The sequence below is a fragment of the Natrinema hispanicum genome (genome assembly GCF_004217335.1).
Classification (GTDB): Archaea; Halobacteriota; Halobacteria; order Halobacteriales; family Natrialbaceae; genus Natrinema; species Natrinema hispanicum.
The window spans coordinates 1-18120 of the sequence record NZ_SHMP01000001.1 but is presented as its reverse complement, the minus strand read 5'-3'; the positions used below and the strand labels follow the sequence as shown (position 1 = coordinate 18120).

At 55.4% G+C, this 18120-nt stretch carries 16 protein-coding genes and 1 pseudogene; 8 read left to right on the top strand and 9 right to left on the bottom strand.

Translation table 11 applies throughout. The features are described from left to right. The first annotated feature begins 29 nt into the window (after nucleotides 1-29). Nucleotides 30-1301: an RNA-guided endonuclease InsQ/TnpB family protein gene (locus BDK88_RS00085; protein ID WP_130498613.1), complete on the top strand. Its 1272-nt coding sequence runs from the start codon at nucleotides 30-32 to the stop codon at nucleotides 1299-1301. A gap of 344 nt (nucleotides 1302-1645) precedes the next feature. Here the strand turns inward: BDK88_RS00085 and BDK88_RS00080 are convergent, their stop codons facing one another. From BDK88_RS00080 to BDK88_RS00070, 3 genes are all read right to left on the bottom strand, one after another. After that, nucleotides 1646-3307, bottom strand: coding sequence for an ABC transporter permease subunit (locus BDK88_RS00080; RefSeq protein ID WP_130498612.1), 1662 nt, complete (start codon nucleotides 3305-3307; stop codon nucleotides 1646-1648). A gap of 1 nt (nucleotide 3308) precedes the next feature. Further along, nucleotides 3309-4184, bottom strand: a complete 876-nt coding sequence (locus BDK88_RS00075; RefSeq protein WP_130498611.1) for an ABC transporter ATP-binding protein — start codon at nucleotides 4182-4184, stop codon at nucleotides 3309-3311. Nucleotides 4185-4355: 171 nt separating this feature from the next. Further along, nucleotides 4356-5021, bottom strand: a complete 666-nt coding sequence (locus tag BDK88_RS00070; RefSeq protein WP_130498610.1) for an AIM24 family protein — start codon at nucleotides 5019-5021, stop codon at nucleotides 4356-4358. 226 nt (nucleotides 5022-5247) lie between these two features. Here BDK88_RS00070 and BDK88_RS00065 point away from each other — a divergent pair, with 226 nt between their 5' ends. Together BDK88_RS00065 and BDK88_RS00060 are read left to right on the top strand one after the other, a co-directional pair. After that, nucleotides 5248-6261 carry a sensor histidine kinase gene (locus BDK88_RS00065; RefSeq protein WP_130498609.1) on the top strand — a complete coding sequence of 338 codons (1014 nt, stop codon included), beginning with the start codon at nucleotides 5248-5250 and terminating at the stop codon, nucleotides 6259-6261. A 57-nt stretch (nucleotides 6262-6318) separates the two neighbouring features. Continuing rightward, complete coding sequence (locus BDK88_RS00060) at nucleotides 6319-7869, top strand: bacterio-opsin activator domain-containing protein (protein ID WP_130498608.1); 1551 nt, start codon at nucleotides 6319-6321, stop codon at nucleotides 7867-7869. Between the two features lie 1021 nt (nucleotides 7870-8890). Here BDK88_RS00060 and BDK88_RS00055 read toward each other — a convergent pair. Beyond that, entirely contained in the window at nucleotides 8891-9469 is a 579-nt protein-coding gene (locus BDK88_RS00055) for a response regulator (protein ID WP_130498607.1), read from the bottom strand. Nucleotides 9470-9622: 153 nt separating this feature from the next. Here BDK88_RS00055 and BDK88_RS00050 point away from each other — a divergent pair, with 153 nt between their 5' ends. Together BDK88_RS00050 and BDK88_RS00045 are read left to right on the top strand one after the other, a co-directional pair. Next, entirely contained in the window at nucleotides 9623-9973 is a 351-nt protein-coding gene (locus BDK88_RS00050; RefSeq protein WP_130498606.1) for a winged helix-turn-helix domain-containing protein, read from the top strand. Between the two features lie 198 nt (nucleotides 9974-10171). Further along, nucleotides 10172-11842 carry an ATP-binding protein gene (locus BDK88_RS00045; protein ID WP_130498605.1) on the top strand — a complete coding sequence of 557 codons (1671 nt, stop codon included), beginning with the start codon at nucleotides 10172-10174 and terminating at the stop codon, nucleotides 11840-11842. Here BDK88_RS00045 and BDK88_RS00040 read toward each other — a convergent pair. After that, entirely contained in the window at nucleotides 11832-12290 is a 459-nt protein-coding gene (locus tag BDK88_RS00040; protein WP_130498604.1) for an RDD family protein, read from the bottom strand. The two genes, BDK88_RS00045 and BDK88_RS00040, sit on opposite strands and share 11 nt — an antisense overlap. A 377-nt stretch (nucleotides 12291-12667) precedes the next feature. Beyond that, nucleotides 12668-12925: a hypothetical protein gene (locus BDK88_RS00035; protein ID WP_130498603.1), complete on the bottom strand. Its 258-nt coding sequence runs from the start codon at nucleotides 12923-12925 to the stop codon at nucleotides 12668-12670. 302 nt (nucleotides 12926-13227) lie between these two features. On the opposite strand from BDK88_RS00035, the gene BDK88_RS00030 reads away from it, so the two are divergent. Next, nucleotides 13228-13500, top strand: a complete 273-nt coding sequence (locus BDK88_RS00030; protein WP_130498602.1) for a hypothetical protein — start codon at nucleotides 13228-13230, stop codon at nucleotides 13498-13500. Between the two features lie 100 nt (nucleotides 13501-13600). Here BDK88_RS00030 and BDK88_RS00025 read toward each other — a convergent pair whose 3' ends face one another. Next, a complete protein-coding gene (locus BDK88_RS00025) occupies nucleotides 13601-15334 on the bottom strand; it encodes an ATP-binding protein (RefSeq protein ID WP_130498601.1) in 1734 nt (577 codons plus the stop codon). A gap of 165 nt (nucleotides 15335-15499) precedes the next feature. Here BDK88_RS00025 and BDK88_RS00020 point away from each other — a divergent pair, with 165 nt between their 5' ends. Next, nucleotides 15500-15727 (top strand): MarR family transcriptional regulator, encoded by a 228-nt coding sequence (locus BDK88_RS00020; protein WP_130498600.1) that lies wholly within the window; start codon nucleotides 15500-15502, stop codon nucleotides 15725-15727. A gap of 123 nt (nucleotides 15728-15850) precedes the next feature. Here BDK88_RS00020 and BDK88_RS00015 read toward each other — a convergent pair whose 3' ends face one another. After that, a complete protein-coding gene (locus tag BDK88_RS00015) occupies nucleotides 15851-16012 on the bottom strand; it encodes a hypothetical protein (protein WP_242611585.1) in 162 nt (53 codons plus the stop codon). Next, nucleotides 16002-16097, bottom strand: a pseudogene (locus BDK88_RS00010) (DUF955 domain-containing protein); the annotation flags it as partial. The pseudogene BDK88_RS00010 and the gene BDK88_RS00015, both read right to left, overlap by 11 nt. Nucleotides 16098-16446: 349 nt before the next feature. Here BDK88_RS00010 and BDK88_RS00005 point away from each other — a divergent pair. Continuing rightward, nucleotides 16447-18036, top strand: a complete 1590-nt coding sequence (locus tag BDK88_RS00005) for an oleate hydratase (protein ID WP_092936169.1) — start codon at nucleotides 16447-16449, stop codon at nucleotides 18034-18036. The last annotated feature ends 84 nt before the right edge of the window (nucleotides 18037-18120 follow it).

Genomic DNA, 18120 nt, shown 5'->3' with positions numbered 1-18120 from the left:
TAGGTGACAGCCGTAAATGTGAACCACGGATGGACGACGCGCCACGACGCACCGTCCCCATCAAACTCGATGTGCCCGAAGAGCGTCGTGGCGACCTCCATCGAACCAAAACCCAATTTCTGCACTGTGCCAACCGCACTAGCGAGTGGGCATGGCGGTACGACGACTACTGCATCACCAGTAAGTCAAAGGCTGAAAACGCCCTGTACGGTGAGCTGCGTGAGGAAACCGACCTCACCGCCAACCTCGTCCAGAAGGGCATCCGACGCGCCATCGAAGCCGTCACAGGTGGCGTCGAGAAACTGAAACAGGGCGAGAAGACGAGTCAGCCCGAGTTCGACTCGTGGAGCGTGGTGTACGACAAGCGGAGTGCGACGTTCAACGACGACCACGCCACGCTCTCCACGCCGAACGGCAGAGTCACCTGTGAATACGTCCTTCCACTCGAGGACGAACGTGAGGGTACGCCGTTCGGTCGATACTACGAGAGAGACGACTGGGATGCCTCCAGCGCCACGCTTCAGTACGACGAGCAAGGCGACACGTTCTACCTGCACGTCACGCTGAAAAACCCGGACTACGTGGTTGACGGAACGGAACGTCAAGAAGCCAGTCACGATGATGAAACCCCCGAGAACGGAGTGGTTCTCGGCGTGGACTTGAACGTGACTGGCGCGTTCGCCGTCACCAGTACCGGAGCATTCCTCGGGAGCGCAGACCACCTCACCCACAAGCGCGACCAGTACGAACAACGGCGTGGACGCCTCCAACAGGTGGGCACTCGGTCGGCTCACCTCACGATTCAGTCTATCGGCAGTCGGTTCTCGAACTGGTCGCTTGACTGGCTCCACAACCGTGCGAACGACCTTATCGAAGAAGCCCAAGACGCGGACGTGGACGGCATCATCTTCGAGAACCTCAACCATATCCGCGAGAATATCGCCAATGGCTCGAAGTTCCAGCAGTGGGCGTATGCGAAGTTCATGGAACTCGTGGAGTACAAGGTCGAGTCCACGGAGTTGTTCGTGGACACGGTGAATCCCGCGTACACGAGCCAGCGGTGTTCGAACTGTGGGTTTACCCACGAGGACAATCGTGACGACAAGCAGTTCGCGTGTCAATCGTGTAGGTACGAGGTGAACGCGGATTACAACGCAGCGAAGAACATCGCGAATCGGTATTGCGGGTATATCTATCGCGGGCAGAAGTCTCGCGGTGAATGGGCTACCAGTCAGCTAGCCCTCAAGTCAGGGACGTTGAACGTGAACGGCGACTACACGCCTACCGAGTTACTCGGGTAGAACGGGAGTTCACTGACAAGCCTCGGGGCTTGACCCCGAGGCGGTTGACGAGGGCGAATACGATCGGTTCAGTGGGCTACTCGATTTCGACACTCGAAACGTACTCACGGCGAACCGCGGGGGAATCGATGTGTGTATGTCTATCATTGAATAACCGAGTGGTTGATATGTTCGGCGAAAAGTGTTGTCTTCGATGAAGGTACTGGGGAACCCCAGGGTGCTAGTGAACCGCCTCGGGGTCACGCTCCGAAGCACTCGCCTTGCTCATCTGTAGAATACGTCAGCGACGAGCAGCGGAAATACTGGCGTGAGCTTTGGACGAACTGGATACTAGTCGTGTCAGCTTACGCTACCTCTCGTTTCCGGCGGATGATTGCCATACCAAGAAGTACGATACTCAGCGCGACGAAGACGAACGGCACACCCATTTCAATACTCTGGGTCGTTGATCCAACGAAGTCAACTACTACTCCGCCATTCAACGGACCGATGTACCACAGGACGAGATAGAGAATTTCGAACAATGTGGAAGATCGAGTCCAGATTCCTGCTGCGATAGCGAGCGACGGTGCGAAGAGTACCCCACTTGCGAAGCCAATGAGCGTTCCGATTTGCCCGGTTGCGAGGAACAGGATGAGGACGCCACTACTAAGCGAAATGGCTACGAGGACACCGGCGATCCATTCAGCGATGAGTTGTCGAATTGGATACTTCGACGCTAGAACCAACGCAGTCAGCCGGTGCGTCACCGTTCGAGCGCCCATGGCCGACCAGACGAATATTGGCCAGACAAACGTGAGTGGAAGCACGACCCGTCGGAACGGTGTGAGCGAATTCTCAGCAGGGCCAGTAGTGACAAGCGTGACGACCGGCGCACCGGCGAGCATGACTGCAATGACGTACCACCACCAAGGTTGGCCGCGTAGTGCGAGGCGCACTTCTGCAGCTACGAGTCGGCCGAAACCACCCGCCTTGCGGTCAGTGACCGGAGTCAGCGACATGGATTCAAGCGCGGTCTGTTCGGTTGTGGGTTTCGAGTCCTCCGACTTGCCACGTAGCGTCGGCAGCACGGATGTCAGTCGCGAAACCCACCCGGATTTCTCCGACGATTCGGTCGACGTGAATCGGTCGAAGGGGACGGTTGCAAGCGTTACAAGGACTATCGCCGGTAGGAGGAGCGCAGTTCGCTGTGCGTAAATCCAGAGCGGCCACGTCTGCCCGTCGTAACGAAACGGCACCAGCGTTTCGTCGGCCTGAATCGTCCCGAACGATGGCGCGCCACCATTGTACTGCGGAACTTCTGCCAGTAGTGCATCCACTGTCAAGTCGTACACTGCGAGGCTTCCCAGCGCGTCCGTAGCCTTGACCCAGACTTGAATTTCTCCAGGCATTGCACCCTCGGTGGCAGCCAGACTTATGACTGCGAGCGGCATGAACACGAAGAAGTAGACGGCGTTCCCGAGCGTGCCATTCAGCCACTCCACCGTCTCAAACACGAGTGCGAGTGCGCCGATGAGTGCACCGAGTGGTAGTGCAAGTAAGATCAGTGGTTTCACCAGCGCGACCACGTTCGTCGGTCCGACGCCGTGAACTGCGTGGTTGACTACCGTCGCGAAACCGAGGACAACGAGGATGACGACGCCGAGTGCGATGTTGCTCAGCCACTTACCGAAAAGGTAGGTCAGGTCCGTGACGGGCGTACTTGCGACCAGTTCTTCGACATCGTGCAGTCGATCGCGACGCAGCGAATTTTTCATGAGATAGAAACCACCAAAGAGGAATACGGCCGACCCAGTCAGTCCGGCTTTGAGGCCAATAAACGCGGCAGTGTTGACGCCGCCAACGTGTCTCATAGCATCTTCGTTACCGATCTGGTATACGAGCTCAATCTGGCCGACATTGACTAGATACCCGAAGTACGCGATGACGGCGAGGACGACCAGCAGTCGCCGTGACCGGACCCGTTGCAGGAAATCCGCCCGTGCGATGTGGTACAGCTTTCGCATCTCAAACCTCGTGTTGCTGGTCGATCGCGTCGAGATACGCGTCCTCCAGCGTTGGTGGGACCTGTTCAGCGTCCTCTGTTGGCGGGCTTTCGGCGATAAGTCTCACCTCAACCCCGGCCGACCGCTGGACTGTGCTACATACCTGATACTGGTCTCTGATCGTGGACAACTCTGCACGTGGGACAACGAATTCATAGACCATCTCAGCGACGTTGTCGATGAGCGCTTCAACGGATGTATGGGTTAACAGGCGACCGTCGTCAAGAATCGCGATCTTGTTCGCAGTGGATTCGACGTCTGGAACAATATGCGTCGAGAGAACGACGACACGATCGGTTGCAGTGTTCGATAGCGCACTTCGCAACCGAACACGTTCTTCGGGGTCTAGCCCGACTGTCGGTTCGTCAACGATGAGTAGTTCGGGATCGTTGAGCAGTGCTTGCGCGATGCCGACTCGTTGGCGCATCCCCCCGGAGAACGTCTTAAGTTTCCGCGTTCGGACATCCACGAGATTCGTAAGTTTGGTTAGTTCGTCGATTCTGGCGCTCGCCGTCTCTGCGTCTAGACCACGGAGCGCAGCCATGTACTCGAGAAACTCTTCGAGTGTCAAGTCGGGATAGATGCCGAAGTCCTGCGGGAGATAGCCGAGTACTGGTCGGACGGCGTCGGGTGATTCAACGATGTCGGTGCCGTTCCACGAGACGGATCCCGTCGTGGGTTTCATTACCGTCGTTAGTATCTGCATCAATGTCGACTTGCCTGCACCATTCGGTCCCAACAAGCCGTGAATGCCCTCGTCCATCTCGAGAGTAATGTCCCTGATACCCCAGATGTCTTCTGCGTATTGTTTTCCGAGCTGATTAATGCAGAGCGCCATGAAAAGTCAATCATACAACAAAACATATAATGATGGTGAATTGTCATAGTCTAGATCATATATGATGATTCAGATCTTACGCTCTTCGGAAGAAAATTGTTGGTCGGATAGGGCTGGCGCTTTGAACTTTACCTTCGTAAAGCCGAAGCGGAATATTTGCGAGTTTCGAGACTAACTTTCTCCAGCGTGTTCCTCGTACGGTTGAACGACAACGTATCCGGTGTCGCCATCAAACTCCATCTGGAAGCGTTCGCCGGACTCCTGACCGATCATGTCGGAGAGGTTCTTGTTGACTTGAACGTTTGGGGAAGTTCCACTCCAGGCGACCGTCGCACTCGGGTCAGTCGAAACGGGTGGTTCGAGGACAATGGGATCGCCGTGCGTGGTGATCGCGACGTATCCCGGGCCTTCGAGGTAGACGTTTGTGAACCCGCCTGCGAATGCCCCGGCGAGCGTATCCATGGAGGAAATCTCGTATGAGACGTTCGGGTCGAACGCGAGGATGTCCTCGCCGTTGACGGTGATCGAATCATCGGAATCGAGTTCAAGGAGTTGGACTTTTTTCTCGCTATCAGCGAGGTAGGCGTGTCCCTGTCCTTCGACCGACATCACAGGCGTGCCCTCACTGGTCGCAGCTTGCTTGATAAATCCAGTAATTCCGCCCTCCGCGGATGATTTTCCGGTGAACGATAGATCGCCCGTAAACGCGATCATCGAACCGGCTTTCGCTTGCACTGATCCGTCGACGGCGATGTCGAGTGTGTAGCTATTCTCCAGTTGGAACGGTGCATCAGTCTCCATTATTGCGTTTTCGGATGCGAATTGATCGATTTCCATAGGGAACGAAGCCATTATGGCTGACTTCATCAGTAATTCATGGAGAAAGTGAGGTAAATATGGAGGCCGTGTTTCTGAGCCAGAAACAGCGAACAACACTAAACGTCTCTCTGATTCAACAATGGTGTATGAACAGGTCTCGAAACCTGCTCCGTCGGTGGTGCGTTGACCAGCCAACCAGAAAGGTAAACACCCTCTGTCCCTCCCCAGAAAACACAGGGCACCGATGACGGATGAGCACTGCGTCACGATCACGCTCGAGGAATTTCCCGATCCAGTCATCGCCTACGCTGTAGAGGATGACGAACCCCTCATTATAACGGCAAATGAGGCTTTTGAGACGGTTTTCAAGAGCTTCTCGTCTGAGATGCCAGTGACAACACTATTTGATCACTTTGGCGTTGTTACCGCAACCGCTACTGGGGATCCAGTAACGCATCTCATTCGTGGCAACAGCGTCGGTATTTGCCTCGAGGGACTCGATGAAACAGGGCCGTACTTCGCTAGAATATTCCCGTCCGACGATAATACCGGGTACATCGTTTTTACAGATCTAAGTGAGTGTCACGATCTCATTGGAACATCCACCGTCGATCAAGTTAGCAGTTTAATTAGCCACGACCTTCGTAATCCGCTGGATGTCGCCAAAGCACATCTCCGAGCAGCACAGGAGACGGGAGATCCCGAGCACTTCGACGCGGTCTCCAACGCACACGACCGGATGGAACAGATTATCCGGGACGTACTCACCGTCACACGCGACGATATCGCTGTGGATCCGTCGGAAAACGTCTCGATCGAAAGAGCCGCGAACAGGGCGTGGGAATCCGTCGAAACCGACCACGCTTCTTTCAATGTGACTGACCCACTCCCGACTGTGACTGCCGACGCTGATCGTGTTCGGAGGCTGTTCGAGAATTTGTTCCGAAACAGCGTGGAACACAGCGTGGGCACTGGCGATTGGCCGACGGAACACGGGCATGAGACGAGTGCAAGGAACACGGTGACTATCACCGTTGGTGCACTGGAGAACGGCTTCTATGTCGTCGATGACGGGCCAGGTATCCCTCCGGACGAGCGGGATGTTGTCTTTGAACCGGGATACTCGACTCGAGACGGTGGAACAGGCCTTGGCCTCGCGATTGTCGATCGAATCGTCGCTGCACACGACTGGACGGTAACCGTCACGACAGCTACGAATGGTGGTGCGCGGTTCGAGATTCGGTTCGACAATCAATGAGTGAACCAGATGTCAGAACACAGCGACCGGTGTCACCCGGAGGCAGTGCTACTAGCTATGGATGATCGACTCCAACGCGCCCCTATTGGTATTCTGTATGTTTCGTCCGATGGGATTGTAACCGATATTAACAATACCGCCCGGACGCTGATCGATGCCACGGATGACGCAGTTGGATCCACTCTCGCAGAAGTATTCCCTCGTTCCGTCGAGGATTCACTTTTGATTGCCCTCGAGGGAGAGTCTGTCACTGACACATCGTTTGAGGAGTATTACCCCAACTTGGATCGGTGGCTCGAGGTTTCTGTTGTCTCTACCGCCGATGAAACCACAGTCTATGTGCAAGATGTGACGGACCATCGACAGCAGGAACAGTCTCTTGAACGACTTCGGCAAGAGCGGAAGCGGACGGCTGTCATCGAAGACGTACTTTCGGAAATCCTCGCAGCACTTGTTGGTGCTACCTCTCGAGAAGAGATCGCTAAAACGATCTGTCACGAACTCGGTGACACTGCACTGTACGAATTCGCCTGGGTTGGCGAGCGAGATGTCGGAAGCGATGAACTTGTCACTCATGCTGTCGCGGGCGAGACTGGCGAGACCTATGCGGCTGTCTGTGACGCGCTTGAAGACGATACGGTGACGACGCCGGAAGAGAATGCAGTCGAACGTGGTCGTATACAGACCGTGCAACCACTCGCGGAGAGCACTCAGGTTCCTGAATCAGTTCGGATCGCTGGGTTTGCAGACGGTGTGCAATCAGCACTGGCGATCCCCCTCTTGTACGGCTCGAGTGTACACGGCGTGGTTGGCGTCTATGCAAGCGGTACCGCGGCGTTTTCGGACCGAGAGCGTACCAGTTTCGAAACGTTAGGCGAAGTAGCTGGCTTTGCAATCACTGCTGCCCGGAACCGGAATCTATTGCTCTCCGATACCGTAGCGGAGATCACTTTTGAAATTGGTGATAGCTCGGTCTTGACCACGCTTAGTCAGGCACTCGACTCGAAATTAGAACTGAAAGGAGTCGTTCCGCAAGGGGACGATACGTTACTTTGTTTCGTCTCAGTTGAGGACGCTGACGTCGAGGACATCAGCGACATGGCCCTGAATAACGATGGTATCGACGAGAGCAGAGTCATTCGTGAGTCGGAGGTCGGTGGCACTGTCGAAATCACAGTGCAGGAGCCAACACCCTTACTTACAATCACATCGCTTGGTGGAACTGTCCGACGAGCGAGTTTCGACAGCGGTTCCGGACAAATCGTCGTAGAGTTCCCGCCGGACGGTGACGTACGCCGTATGGCAGAGACGATCAGCCGTGAGCACGATGCGGAGTTTGTTGCAAAGGAGGAACGAGAACGTTCTGTGACGACCGCTCGTGAGTTCCAAGACGCACTAACCGATCGGCTGACGGAACGACAAAAGACCGTCCTTCAAACTGCATACCTCGCGGACTACTTCGAGTCGCCTCGAGGAAGCACAGCAGAAGAAGTCGCAGCCGATCTTGGTATTACCGGCTCGACGCTGCTCTACCATCTCCGCGCAGGACAACGGAAGCTACTCGACGCGTATCTCGATGAAAATACACAATCCACGGAGGGACACTGAACGGCTGACTTCCGCGATTATACGCTGAACAGGCGCAATACCACGGCGTTCACGCCGTGGATACGCGCCGTCACTCAATGATACGTTCCACCGACAATAGCATAGCCGAGTTTCCAATCCTAAACATTCAACTCACAGGAACCCCTACACAATGGCAAGGTCAGGTCGGAACGGAGCGGATTTCGAACGACCTTCGGAGGTCGTTCGAGAGAGCTTTGCTCTCTCGTGATGACGAAAATCAAAGATTTTCGAACCACGGCCTGTCCGCCCTCGTAACGAGGCAGTATCCGAAATGCCGACGCGGTGAACGCAAATCCACGGAGGGTTCGTCTTGTGCCCGTCGGCCTGAGCAAGCACGACGATACCTCCAAGTCTGTCAACGTGTCAGTGACTCCCTGCTGGCAAAAACAACAACTGGGAGTCAATGACGCTGAGGATAGGAGTAACGGCGGTTTGGCACCGTCCTCAGAAATCGAAGATTTCTGATGGGCTGCACGAGAACTCCGTTCTCGTGAACGCCAGTCAGCCACCGACCACGACGACTGGGTTAGATGCAAACTCCCGTAAAGTGGCGGTATCCATGGTTGCAAACCTGAAACTCCCACCGCTCGGGATTCCTCCGCGTTCACGCGGAGGAGGATGTCAACGGAGGCGGTCTCCTCGTAGGACAGTGTCTCTCGTATCTTGTGGTGATTCTCCTTTCCGCGGGGACTGGAACGGTCACAGGGAGTGATGCAGTTCGTATCATTGGCGGTGTTCTTGTCGCCAATCTCTTCCTCCCAGGGATCAGTGCGCTTGCTGCGTTACGAATTCTCCCTGCTCGAGACTATTGGATACCGGAGGGAAATGGACTGAATGGCCATATTGCACTCGGAATTGGCGTCATCTGGTATGCAGTCATCACCTCTCTTGGCTTCATTTCCATTGGCCTTGTGCTGATATTTGCGAATCTGCCAACGTGACTGTCCTCCCAGATGTCACAGCGGCGCCCATTACGTTGGAAGATCACGATCAGGTTTGTTCAACGATATTCTCGCTCAATCTGATCGAATTGGTGGAGAAGTTCATCATCACCAAGCAGTCGTCGTGCCCGGTGTTCGAGTCGTTCTGCTCGGTCCACGAGCTCCGCGTATCGCTCGTTACTGCTGCGCTGTTCTGCGCTCAGTTCTCCCTCGAGCACCGCGCGTTTGGCTTCAGCACTGAAGTACTCGCCGAGCGTTTCATACGAAAGGATCTGTTGCTGCTGGTCAACTACGGCAAGCACGTCCTCACGGTCGACTGGCTTACACAGGTAATCGTCGAAGGGTAAATCTAAGACGTCGAATCCAGGATCGACTGCAGTAACCATGACGATTCGCCCATAGAAGTCGCGCTCGACGAGTTCCTCGAGCACATCATCGCCGGATAGACCGGGCATATGCCGGTCAAGAAGAACAATATCAACCGGGGAGTTATCGATAATCGAGAGGGCTTCCTCACCGCTATAAGCCGTCTCAACCTTACAGCACCCTCGCAGTCGAAGCGCGTATGCGTCTGCGACTTCCTGCTCATCGTCGACAACGAGGGCACGGAGATTCTCCAAACTGTCATTCCCAGGCATCTGTCTCGATCGCTTACCTATGACTTAGGGGTGAGTCCCCATAACTGATGGCCTTCTCCACAGCGCTGTATCTGCACTCCTAGAGTCACGTGAATACGGCAGTCGGAATACCTAGCACCGGAATCCAGTAGGATAGGTGATGTCTCCAATAATATGTCCGCCCACCCCAAGGCCCCCCAAGCAAAACAGCAAACAGACCAGACAGAACCTGACCTCACGACGGAAGAGATCTTTGAGCTCTTTGGAGACGTGTATACCCGTCGTGTCTTCGAAGTCGTCGCAGAGCAGCCGCGAAGCGGCCGTTCCGTCGCCGAAGCCGCTGACGTCTCACGACCGACTGCGTACCGTCGTCTTAACGACCTTCGAGATGCTGGTCTTGTCCGAACCGAGACATCTATCTGTGAAGACGGACATCATCGGGAACGGTTTGAGGCAGTTGCCACGTCACTCTCGATGTCCCTCGACGAAAGTGGAATCGAGGCGGTAGTGACAGTCACTGATTGATCGAACAAACTTGAAAAGGTTGTTTTTAGCATAACACTGTTAAAAAGCGGTGATTCTGTCACCGCTGCCTCCTTCGATTGTCCACAACAGACGGATCACTCGGCCAGCCCGCACTTGGTGTCTTCTCGGTAATCGGAGATAAACATATCATTGGATATATAGTATCTCGAGAACAAATCCCAGTCAAGGATCCGAGGAATGGCACTTGGCTCGACTCTCAGTGTGCTCACTCCCAACGCTGTCGCGGTCATCCTTCTCGGCTGGGCAGCATGGACAGCGTTCCAGTCTCGAGAGCAACCGAGTGCGGAGCCGTTCATTGCGCTCCTTGCTACCCTAACACTGTGGTCGATCTTGGCATTCGCGTCGAACCTTCCGGAGTTGTTGCTTCCAAGCCTGGTTTCTACGATCTTGGATCTGGGTCAATTCGGTACTGCTCTCCTTGTTCCCGGTATTTGGACCGTGTATGCACTCAGCTACACAGGTCGCGGAACTGGGCTGACGTGGCGACGGATTGCGCTGTTAGCTGGAATCATATTTCCCGTTCTCGTGGTCGGTTTCGTCATCGCAATCCGCCCTCCTATGTCTGTCATTGAATATGTCGCGGCAACGATGCTGGGGACTGAACTACTGTATCTGTTGGTACTGTTTCTGTATGCGACGTATCTCCTGGCCGATCTCGGTGGCAGTCACGCCCGTGTTTCCAACACCCAAATAGCAGTACTGACAACCGGTGTCGGAGCACCGTATCTAGTCGGCCTCGTTGGGAACAATACCAACGTTGCAAACGGTGCAGTGGTCGGTCTCCTCTTGTCCGGCGGCCTTCTGACGGTCGCCATGCGACGATACCCGGTGATGACCGGGTTCCCAAAGGCTGACTATATCGCTCGCACACGCGTCGTTGAAACTCTCCAGGAAGCTGTTGTCGTGCTTGATTGGGAGGACCACATTCTCGACTGTAATCAGGCGACTGTAGATCTATTCGACCACACCGCGGCAACGATGATTGGTGAACCGATACGATCAGTAATCGATGGGCTCGAGCAAACAGAATTGACCGCAGGAGCCACAGGTACCGTGACTCTCCAGACAGCGAAGGGACGTCGCCAGTTCCAGTACAGTGTCTCCGCCGTTGACGAGGCAGATACCGATGGGGAAGAGGACCCTGTTGCCAGTACCGTACTCTTTCGGGATGTGACCGACCGACAAACTCGAGAGCAGCAACTCACAGTCCTCAACCGAGTTCTTCGACACAACGTACGGAACAACTTAGATGTCGTACTCGCATATGCCGACCACATCGACGAGGACGAAGTTCAGAGTGGGGTACGAGAGAGCGCAACTGAACTGCTTGAACTCAGCAAAAAGGCCAGAGAGGCCGAAGAGGTCATGACAGCAGGTACCAACCCGCCGGAGCCAGTCAACCTTGCAGACGTAGCGAAAACGGTCGTTGATCAGTTCCGAACCAGTGACGTTTCGGGCGAACTATCGATCAACTGTCCAGACGAGCTATGGATTTCCTCTCACAGAACTGTGGTCCAACAGGCCCTCTCCGAATTAGTAGAAAATTCTCTCACACACACGAGCACAGATCCACCGCAGGTTGAAGTCAGTGTTCGAAAGGATACGCAAGCAACAGCTGAGATTACCGTCGCGGACAACGGCCCTGGGCTGCCCGAGCGAGAGCAACAAATCTTGGCCGCCGGCACGGAAACACAACTCAAACACGGGCAGGGAATCGGGCTCTGGGTTGTCAACTGGGCTGTTACCCAATTAGGTGGTGATCTGCAATTCAACGCGAATACTCCGGAGGGTAGTATCGTTACGATATATCTACACGACATGAAGAACGAACAGTCGACTACGACCTGACGACTGTTGTCCCTGCTACTCTATCGCCGAGACGTTTGCGCTGATCTGAAACGATCATCCCAACGATCCCGACAAGGTACAACGCAGGTAACCAATCGACGAGACGCAATACGTTCCGTATCAGTGATGACCCAAGCGTCAGGGATGCCCCATTCTCAGTCGTTACACGGATATTCACCAGCGCTTTCCCGATCGTCTTTCCGAACTGCCACTCAAATACCGTGTGGTAGCCAAGCGCCAGCACGAACCACAGTCCAAGTGCGATAGACGCTGGAGCACCGGTTAAATCTGCGTTCAGTCCTTGGGCTCCGGTTTCAAGCTCACCGGTAAACGCACCTGTGATGAGGATCGCAACGAACAGGAGTGCGATCCACACGAACGAATCAATTCCGATAGCGACACCTCGAATACCGATTCCACAGTATTCGGGACCATCTGTTTCTTTCATGTCCACTCGATATGTGGATGGGTGGGAATAAACAACCAAGAGCAGTGTTTCTCCACTGGAAACACGCCGAGAAGTGCTCAAAGAAATAAAATGAGTGTCCGCATTTCTTATTCAGTAACACTCCTCAATACTTTTTATTAACGTGATTTGTACGATGCGCTATGATCGATACTCTTCGTAAGACTATGTTCTATCTCTACGGTGTGCCCGCCTACGACGTCTCGGGGTTCTGGACGACGTACCAGTTTACGCTTATTGTTCAATCGATCACACTCGCCTGGCTGTATAATAGCACGCGCGGGTCAGTTCTGCGCCCAATGCTATACCATTCACTTGGGAACCTTCCTGCGCTCGTCTCTCTATCAGGACGAACTTCGTCACGTGCCCTCGAAGATGCCGGGAACGACGAACGCGACGACGAGTACGAGCACAGCGAGTACCAGAAGCAGGACGGGTCCCAACTGCGGGCCGAGGCCGATGGTCTGTGCGACGCCATCGGCGATGGGTTTCGTTTGTGCTTTGATCCCGTTGCCGGCGACGCCAGTTGCTCCAGCGCCGATAGCTGCGGTGATGGCCGCTGGTGGCCCACCTGCTTTCAGTGCTCTCGCCGGACGTGAAGATGGCTGTCCAGCCATACTTGTCGTGTCGAGACCCTGAACGCTAAGTAATTCCACTCGTTTCGCACTCAGACACACTCGTGGCTGCCTGTATGGCTTTGTGTGTGATGGCAGGAACTGTTGCCGAACTCGAGACCGGCCTGCAGTGATGCTTTGCTGCGTTCGGGAATACCTTTGGTATCTGTCTCTCCGCGCCGCTCAACAACATGGTGGAAATGGTCAGTTCAATTTAACAAGGGAGTACACTGTTCCTGCGAGAGGAGCGCATTCGACGGATACTGTTATGCGGATGACTCCCGAAACAACGAGACAGAACTGCAATGGCTCGCGTCACAGATCCACGCCCACCACTTCCGGAGTGGATTCTCGAGTGCTACGACCGGCTGTGTACGCAGGCATGTCGGCCAGACCACGAAGAAGACAGTGTTCCGCTGATCGACTACGACGATGCCACCGACATCCTAGTCGCCGATGCAGAGTTAGCACTCGAGCAACGAGACGTCGAGCACGCACTTACTCGCCTCCTCGAGCGCGGATACTTCTACGAAGTCGAGAACGAACTTCGGATCACATCCCCAGAAGAGCAGTGTTAACGACTCTTCGAAGAGCGAATCTGTATCCGGAGATCAGCACACGATACCGAGCTCGAGCCGCTGCACTCTACTCGAGTGGATCTTCCACTTTGCCGCTCTATTACCGAACTTGGCCAGAGGCGACGGCTGCGCTCTGCTGGAGGTCTACCTCATACTTGTCAAACACGGACTCGAATCCCTCGTCGACGACCTGCTGGGCAAGCTTCGCGAACGAACTTCGATTATCCGGATCCTCCACGAGCGACCGAAACGTACTCTCGAAGTGATGCCCGTGCGAGGGTCGATCACGACTCGAGGTTTCGTGAGCGGCTTCGTGTAACACTACGAGATACAGGTCGTGCATCCAGACCGCACGCTGGCGGCTCGTCACTGCCGAGTCGGTGATCACGATGTAAGTCCTGCCGTCGGTCCAGGCATCGGCACTTGCCTCGCCATAGTACACATCTCGCTCAATCCCAAGTTCCCGTGCGAGCACTCGAGCGAAGCGGAGATACCGTCGCTGATCAGCGTTCAACTGCGATTCGTCCTCAACCCGATGATAGCCTGTCCACACACCTTCTGACTCTGCTTGCTCGCCAACATCGAACGTCTCCGGTACCGCTATCGATGTGTCCTCATCAGTGGCGAGGTCGCGAAGCCGCTGCGTCGCCGAATCACTCGTATCGAGGACGACGTAACCACGCTCGACGAGTTTGTCCGCGCCTTTTTCGGCACCGCCGACCCACCCGATTTTCGGGGCCGCCTGGATCTCCTCGAGACTGATGCGGGACTCGGTCGCCAGCTGGAACAGCTTGCGATCGGCCCACTGCTCGTCCGATGACTCGGATGCCATCGCCTCGATCATTACCTCCCGACTCTCGGCGGTCAGCCGATCGTCTGAAACCTCAGCATATAGATCGTCACGTGTCTGCTCGAGTGCGTTGTCGATCCGCTGCCAGCGGTCACAGCCCGACTGGATGTCGTTTCGGGCAAAGTTCAGCGTCAGATTCCCTTTCGAGACGACGACCCCGCCGAGTCCGTACTCGCGTTTTGTCGTCACGTACAGACCATTGCTGTAGATATCGAGTCCCTCGTGGGGCGTGTACTCGAGTGCGAGGATCGCATCGTCAGTTTCGCGCGTGAGTGATGGGTGTGGAGAGTCAGCCACCGCTTCGAATGGATCGCCCTTGTCAACCGGTTCGCCGTTGATCACGACCGAGACGCCGGTTCGGGATTGCACGTACGCGAAGCGCTTGCGAAGATCGCGAACGTAGCGCCGCCAGCGGTAGCTGTCCGGATCGGGCACTTCATCTTCGTAGTGATCGATCTCGACGAGCATCCCCTCGAGATGATGCTCAGCGTCCACGAGATGGCCATCGCGCCCACTGACGTCCGCCCACGGTCCTGAATCGCGTCGATCTCGGTAGTCAAAGCACAGTGCGGCGTTGTGACTCCAGATGTGAACCGCGCCCTTCGCGATGATCGCACCCTTGCCGATGCCCCACTCGCCGATTGTCTCGTCGTCTGCTCGTTGCTTGCTTCCTGCACCCAGCACTGAGAGGTTTCGCCGCCCGTCGGTCGACTCGAGATCGACACCAGCGCCGTCATCGAGGATGATCGATCGTTCAGGCGAGATGCTGACCAACACACGGGATGAACCCGGACTGTCGATGCCGTTTTGGACGGCTTCGCGAATTGCGTCTGTGAGATCCGCCATTTGGTCTTCGATGAGATACGTTGCAACCCGCTCGTCAGCCGTCATCGTCACGGTCTCGTCAGTCGATGGCTGACTGCCCGGTCTCGAGTCAGTTGACTCGCTCGTGGCGAACTCCGAAAGCGTCGGATGGTCTGTCATGGTGTCCACCCATCTGGCACCACAGAAATCACACCGTGCGGTCACTTGGGAACAGGAATGAACTCCGGTTCGACTTGGCGTAGTCTCTCGGTGCTCTCGAGGAACGAGTCGAACTGTCGAAGCGAAACGACCTATAGCGTCTACTTCGAAAAAGTCCTACAGACAGTGAGCAGCGCAAAAGAACGGCTCGAGGACTTACCACCGAGTGCAAAGTTGGTCTACAAGACGCTGGAATTCGAGGGAGAGTGTACACAGAAAGAACTGGTCACGGAAACCAGACTTTCATCTCGGACTGCTCGATATGCGATCTCTCGGCTTGAGGAACAGGAGTTAGTTGAGCAACGAGTGTCCTTTCGAGACGCCCGTCAGAAGCTCTATTCGCTTGCGAAGTAGCCATAGTCCACGTGGACTCCTGAAAACCCTCTGACACCCTTGTCTTGGTAGTCTGTTCTACGAAGTTTTGAGCACGGCCACATCGGATGATGTCACCACCACACGGAACTCACTAACCGAGAATCAAACCTCGAGATCAGTCTCAGTCTGTGGGCCCGTCAAGTCTACAAGCCGCTCGAGGGCTTCGGCGACGATCATCCGCTGTAGTTGGTACTCTCCTCGATCGAGGTCCTGTTCCTCGAGTGCAGTGATGATCTCGAGCAGAAGCGATCGGTCATTCACCATCGGTCACCTCGCTGACGACGTCGATGATCTCCTGGGCGGTCGAACTGATCCGCTCGAGGCGATCGGGGATCGTTTCGGATTTGTCACGTGGCACGTGGCATTCTGAGCAATTCCGGCGCGGCCAACGTCGTCTCGTCGGCCACATGATCAATAGCGTGGTATGATCATTGATTGCCTACTAACGGATTAACTACCTGAACAGGTGGTTATACCAAATAAAGTTAGATAGACTGTATGAATTACGGTATATATTTTGGAATACATTATGTACTTGACCATCCCCAGTTTAAGTGTGATGAAACGTCAGGTGCACCTGTTAGGTCGGCAGCGATCCAGAAGTATATCTATGACTCCACTACCCGCACTTCAGACGAATACAGACGGTATGACGGCCTATGATCGTTCCCGAACGAACGCGTCGCTGGGGGGATTGCATGTTTGGTGAACAGACACCACACGTCGCTGACCGCGAAGCCCACGTCGTTGGCGGTGGCATCGCCGGCCTGGCCGCCGCGGCGTTTCTGATTCGCGATGGAAACATGCCTGGCGAGAACGTTCATTTCTACGAGAAACTTGACGTCGTTGGCGGGGCAATGGACGGTGCAGGCAATCCCGACGAAGGGTACGTTATCCGCGGTGGGCGCATGTTCAACTTCCCCGCCTACGAATGTACCTGGGACCTCTTCCGGACGATCCCTTCCCTCGAGGACCCCAGTATCTCGGTCAAAGAAGAGATGAACGAGTTCAACGAGATCCACGAGTCATATGCGGAGACGCGGCTGGTCGAGGATGGCACCCGTCTCGATGCCTCGCAGTTCGAACTGAAGATGCACCACCGGCTCTCGCTGGTTCGACTTCTGCTTACACCGGAGGAACGACTTGGAGACACCCGGGTCGAAGAGTGGTTCGACGACGACTTCTTCGAGACGAACTTCTGGTACTTGTGGGCGACGATTTTCGCCTTCCAGCCGTGGCACAGCGTCGCTGAGGTCCGCCGGTATATGTACCGTTTCTTGCACGTCTTCCCCGGTCTACACACGTTAGAAGACATCGACCGGACCAAGTACGATCAGTATCATTCGATGATCCTGCCGCTTCGGCGCTGGCTCGAAACTCGTGGCGTCGACTTCCAGCAGGACTGTCGCGTGATCGATATGGACATCGTGACTTCTCGAGTAGGGCGGACTGTCGAGCGGCTCCACTACGAAACCGGAGACGGCACTGAGAGCGTCGAGGTCGATTCCACGGACCTAGTCTTTTTCACCAACGGTTCGATGACCGATGGCTCGGACCTCGGGGCATGGGACGAAGCACCCGAAACGAACGAGACCGGCGCGTCCTGGGAGCTGTGGCGGTCGATCGCCGAGGACAACACCGGATTCGGCGACCCCGAGGTCTTCGCGGGCAATGTTCAGGAGACCAAGTGGGAGTCCTTTACCGTCACGTTGCACAACACTGATCTGTTCGATCATATCGTCGAATTCACTGACGAGGAGCCGGGCAACGGGCTGGTAACATACGTCGACTCGTCCTGGCTTCTGTCCACTGTCGTCGCAGCCCAGCCGCACTTCCCGAACCAGCCTGACGACGTGAAACTCTTCTGGGGATACGCCCTGTTCACAGACCAAGAGGGTGACTACGTCGAAAAGAAGATGTCCGAATGTACAGGACGAGAGATCCTCGAAGAGCTCTGTTATCACCTGCAGTGTGAGGATCGCCTGCCGGAAATCCTGGAGGACGTAGACTGCGTGCCGTGTATGATGCCGTTCATTACGGCTCACTTCCAGCCCCGGACGCCCGGCGACCGGCCGCTCGTCGTCCCCGATAGCTCGAACAATCTCGCATTCCTCGGGCAGTACGCCGAACTCCAACGTGACGTCGTGTTCACCGTCGAGTACTCGGTGCGGACGGCGATGACCGCCGTCTATGACCTGCTTGATCTCGATGAGGAGATTCCACCCGTGAGCAAGCACTACCGCGAACCGGGCGTGCTCGCAGATGCAGTGAGCGCCTCGTTCGATTGACTGGCAACGGCTGTGCTGTTTCCCGTCATGTGACGATCTCGTTGAGCGAATCGTCGAGACGACCGACGGGAGTATCCCCTTTCG

What these genes read in the sequence shown, in the direction of transcription:
- BDK88_RS00085 (WP_130498613.1), top strand. Translation starts at nt 30, where the DNA reads ATGGACGACGCGCCACGACGCACCGTCCCCATCAAACTCGATGTGCCC.
- BDK88_RS00080 (WP_130498612.1), bottom strand. Translation starts at nt 3,307, where the DNA reads ATGCGAAAGCTGTACCACATCGCACGGGCGGATTTCCTGCAACGGGTC.
- BDK88_RS00075 (WP_130498611.1), bottom strand. Translation starts at nt 4,184, where the DNA reads ATGGCGCTCTGCATTAATCAGCTCGGAAAACAATACGCAGAAGACATC.
- BDK88_RS00070 (WP_130498610.1), bottom strand. Translation starts at nt 5,021, where the DNA reads ATGGAAATCGATCAATTCGCATCCGAAAACGCAATAATGGAGACTGAT.
- BDK88_RS00065 (WP_130498609.1), top strand. Translation starts at nt 5,248, where the DNA reads ATGACGGATGAGCACTGCGTCACGATCACGCTCGAGGAATTTCCCGAT.
- BDK88_RS00060 (WP_130498608.1), top strand. Translation starts at nt 6,319, where the DNA reads ATGGATGATCGACTCCAACGCGCCCCTATTGGTATTCTGTATGTTTCG.
- BDK88_RS00055 (WP_130498607.1), bottom strand. Translation starts at nt 9,469, where the DNA reads ATGCCTGGGAATGACAGTTTGGAGAATCTCCGTGCCCTCGTTGTCGAC.
- BDK88_RS00050 (WP_130498606.1), top strand. Translation starts at nt 9,623, where the DNA reads ATGTCCGCCCACCCCAAGGCCCCCCAAGCAAAACAGCAAACAGACCAG.
- BDK88_RS00045 (WP_130498605.1), top strand. Translation starts at nt 10,172, where the DNA reads ATGGCACTTGGCTCGACTCTCAGTGTGCTCACTCCCAACGCTGTCGCG.
- BDK88_RS00040 (WP_130498604.1), bottom strand. Translation starts at nt 12,290, where the DNA reads ATGAAAGAAACAGATGGTCCCGAATACTGTGGAATCGGTATTCGAGGT.
- BDK88_RS00035 (WP_130498603.1), bottom strand. Translation starts at nt 12,925, where the DNA reads ATGGCTGGACAGCCATCTTCACGTCCGGCGAGAGCACTGAAAGCAGGT.
- BDK88_RS00030 (WP_130498602.1), top strand. Translation starts at nt 13,228, where the DNA reads ATGGCTCGCGTCACAGATCCACGCCCACCACTTCCGGAGTGGATTCTC.
- BDK88_RS00025 (WP_130498601.1), bottom strand. Translation starts at nt 15,334, where the DNA reads ATGACAGACCATCCGACGCTTTCGGAGTTCGCCACGAGCGAGTCAACT.
- BDK88_RS00015 (WP_242611585.1), bottom strand. Translation starts at nt 16,012, where the DNA reads ATGGTGAATGACCGATCGCTTCTGCTCGAGATCATCACTGCACTCGAG.
- BDK88_RS00005 (WP_092936169.1), top strand. Translation starts at nt 16,447, where the DNA reads ATGTTTGGTGAACAGACACCACACGTCGCTGACCGCGAAGCCCACGTC.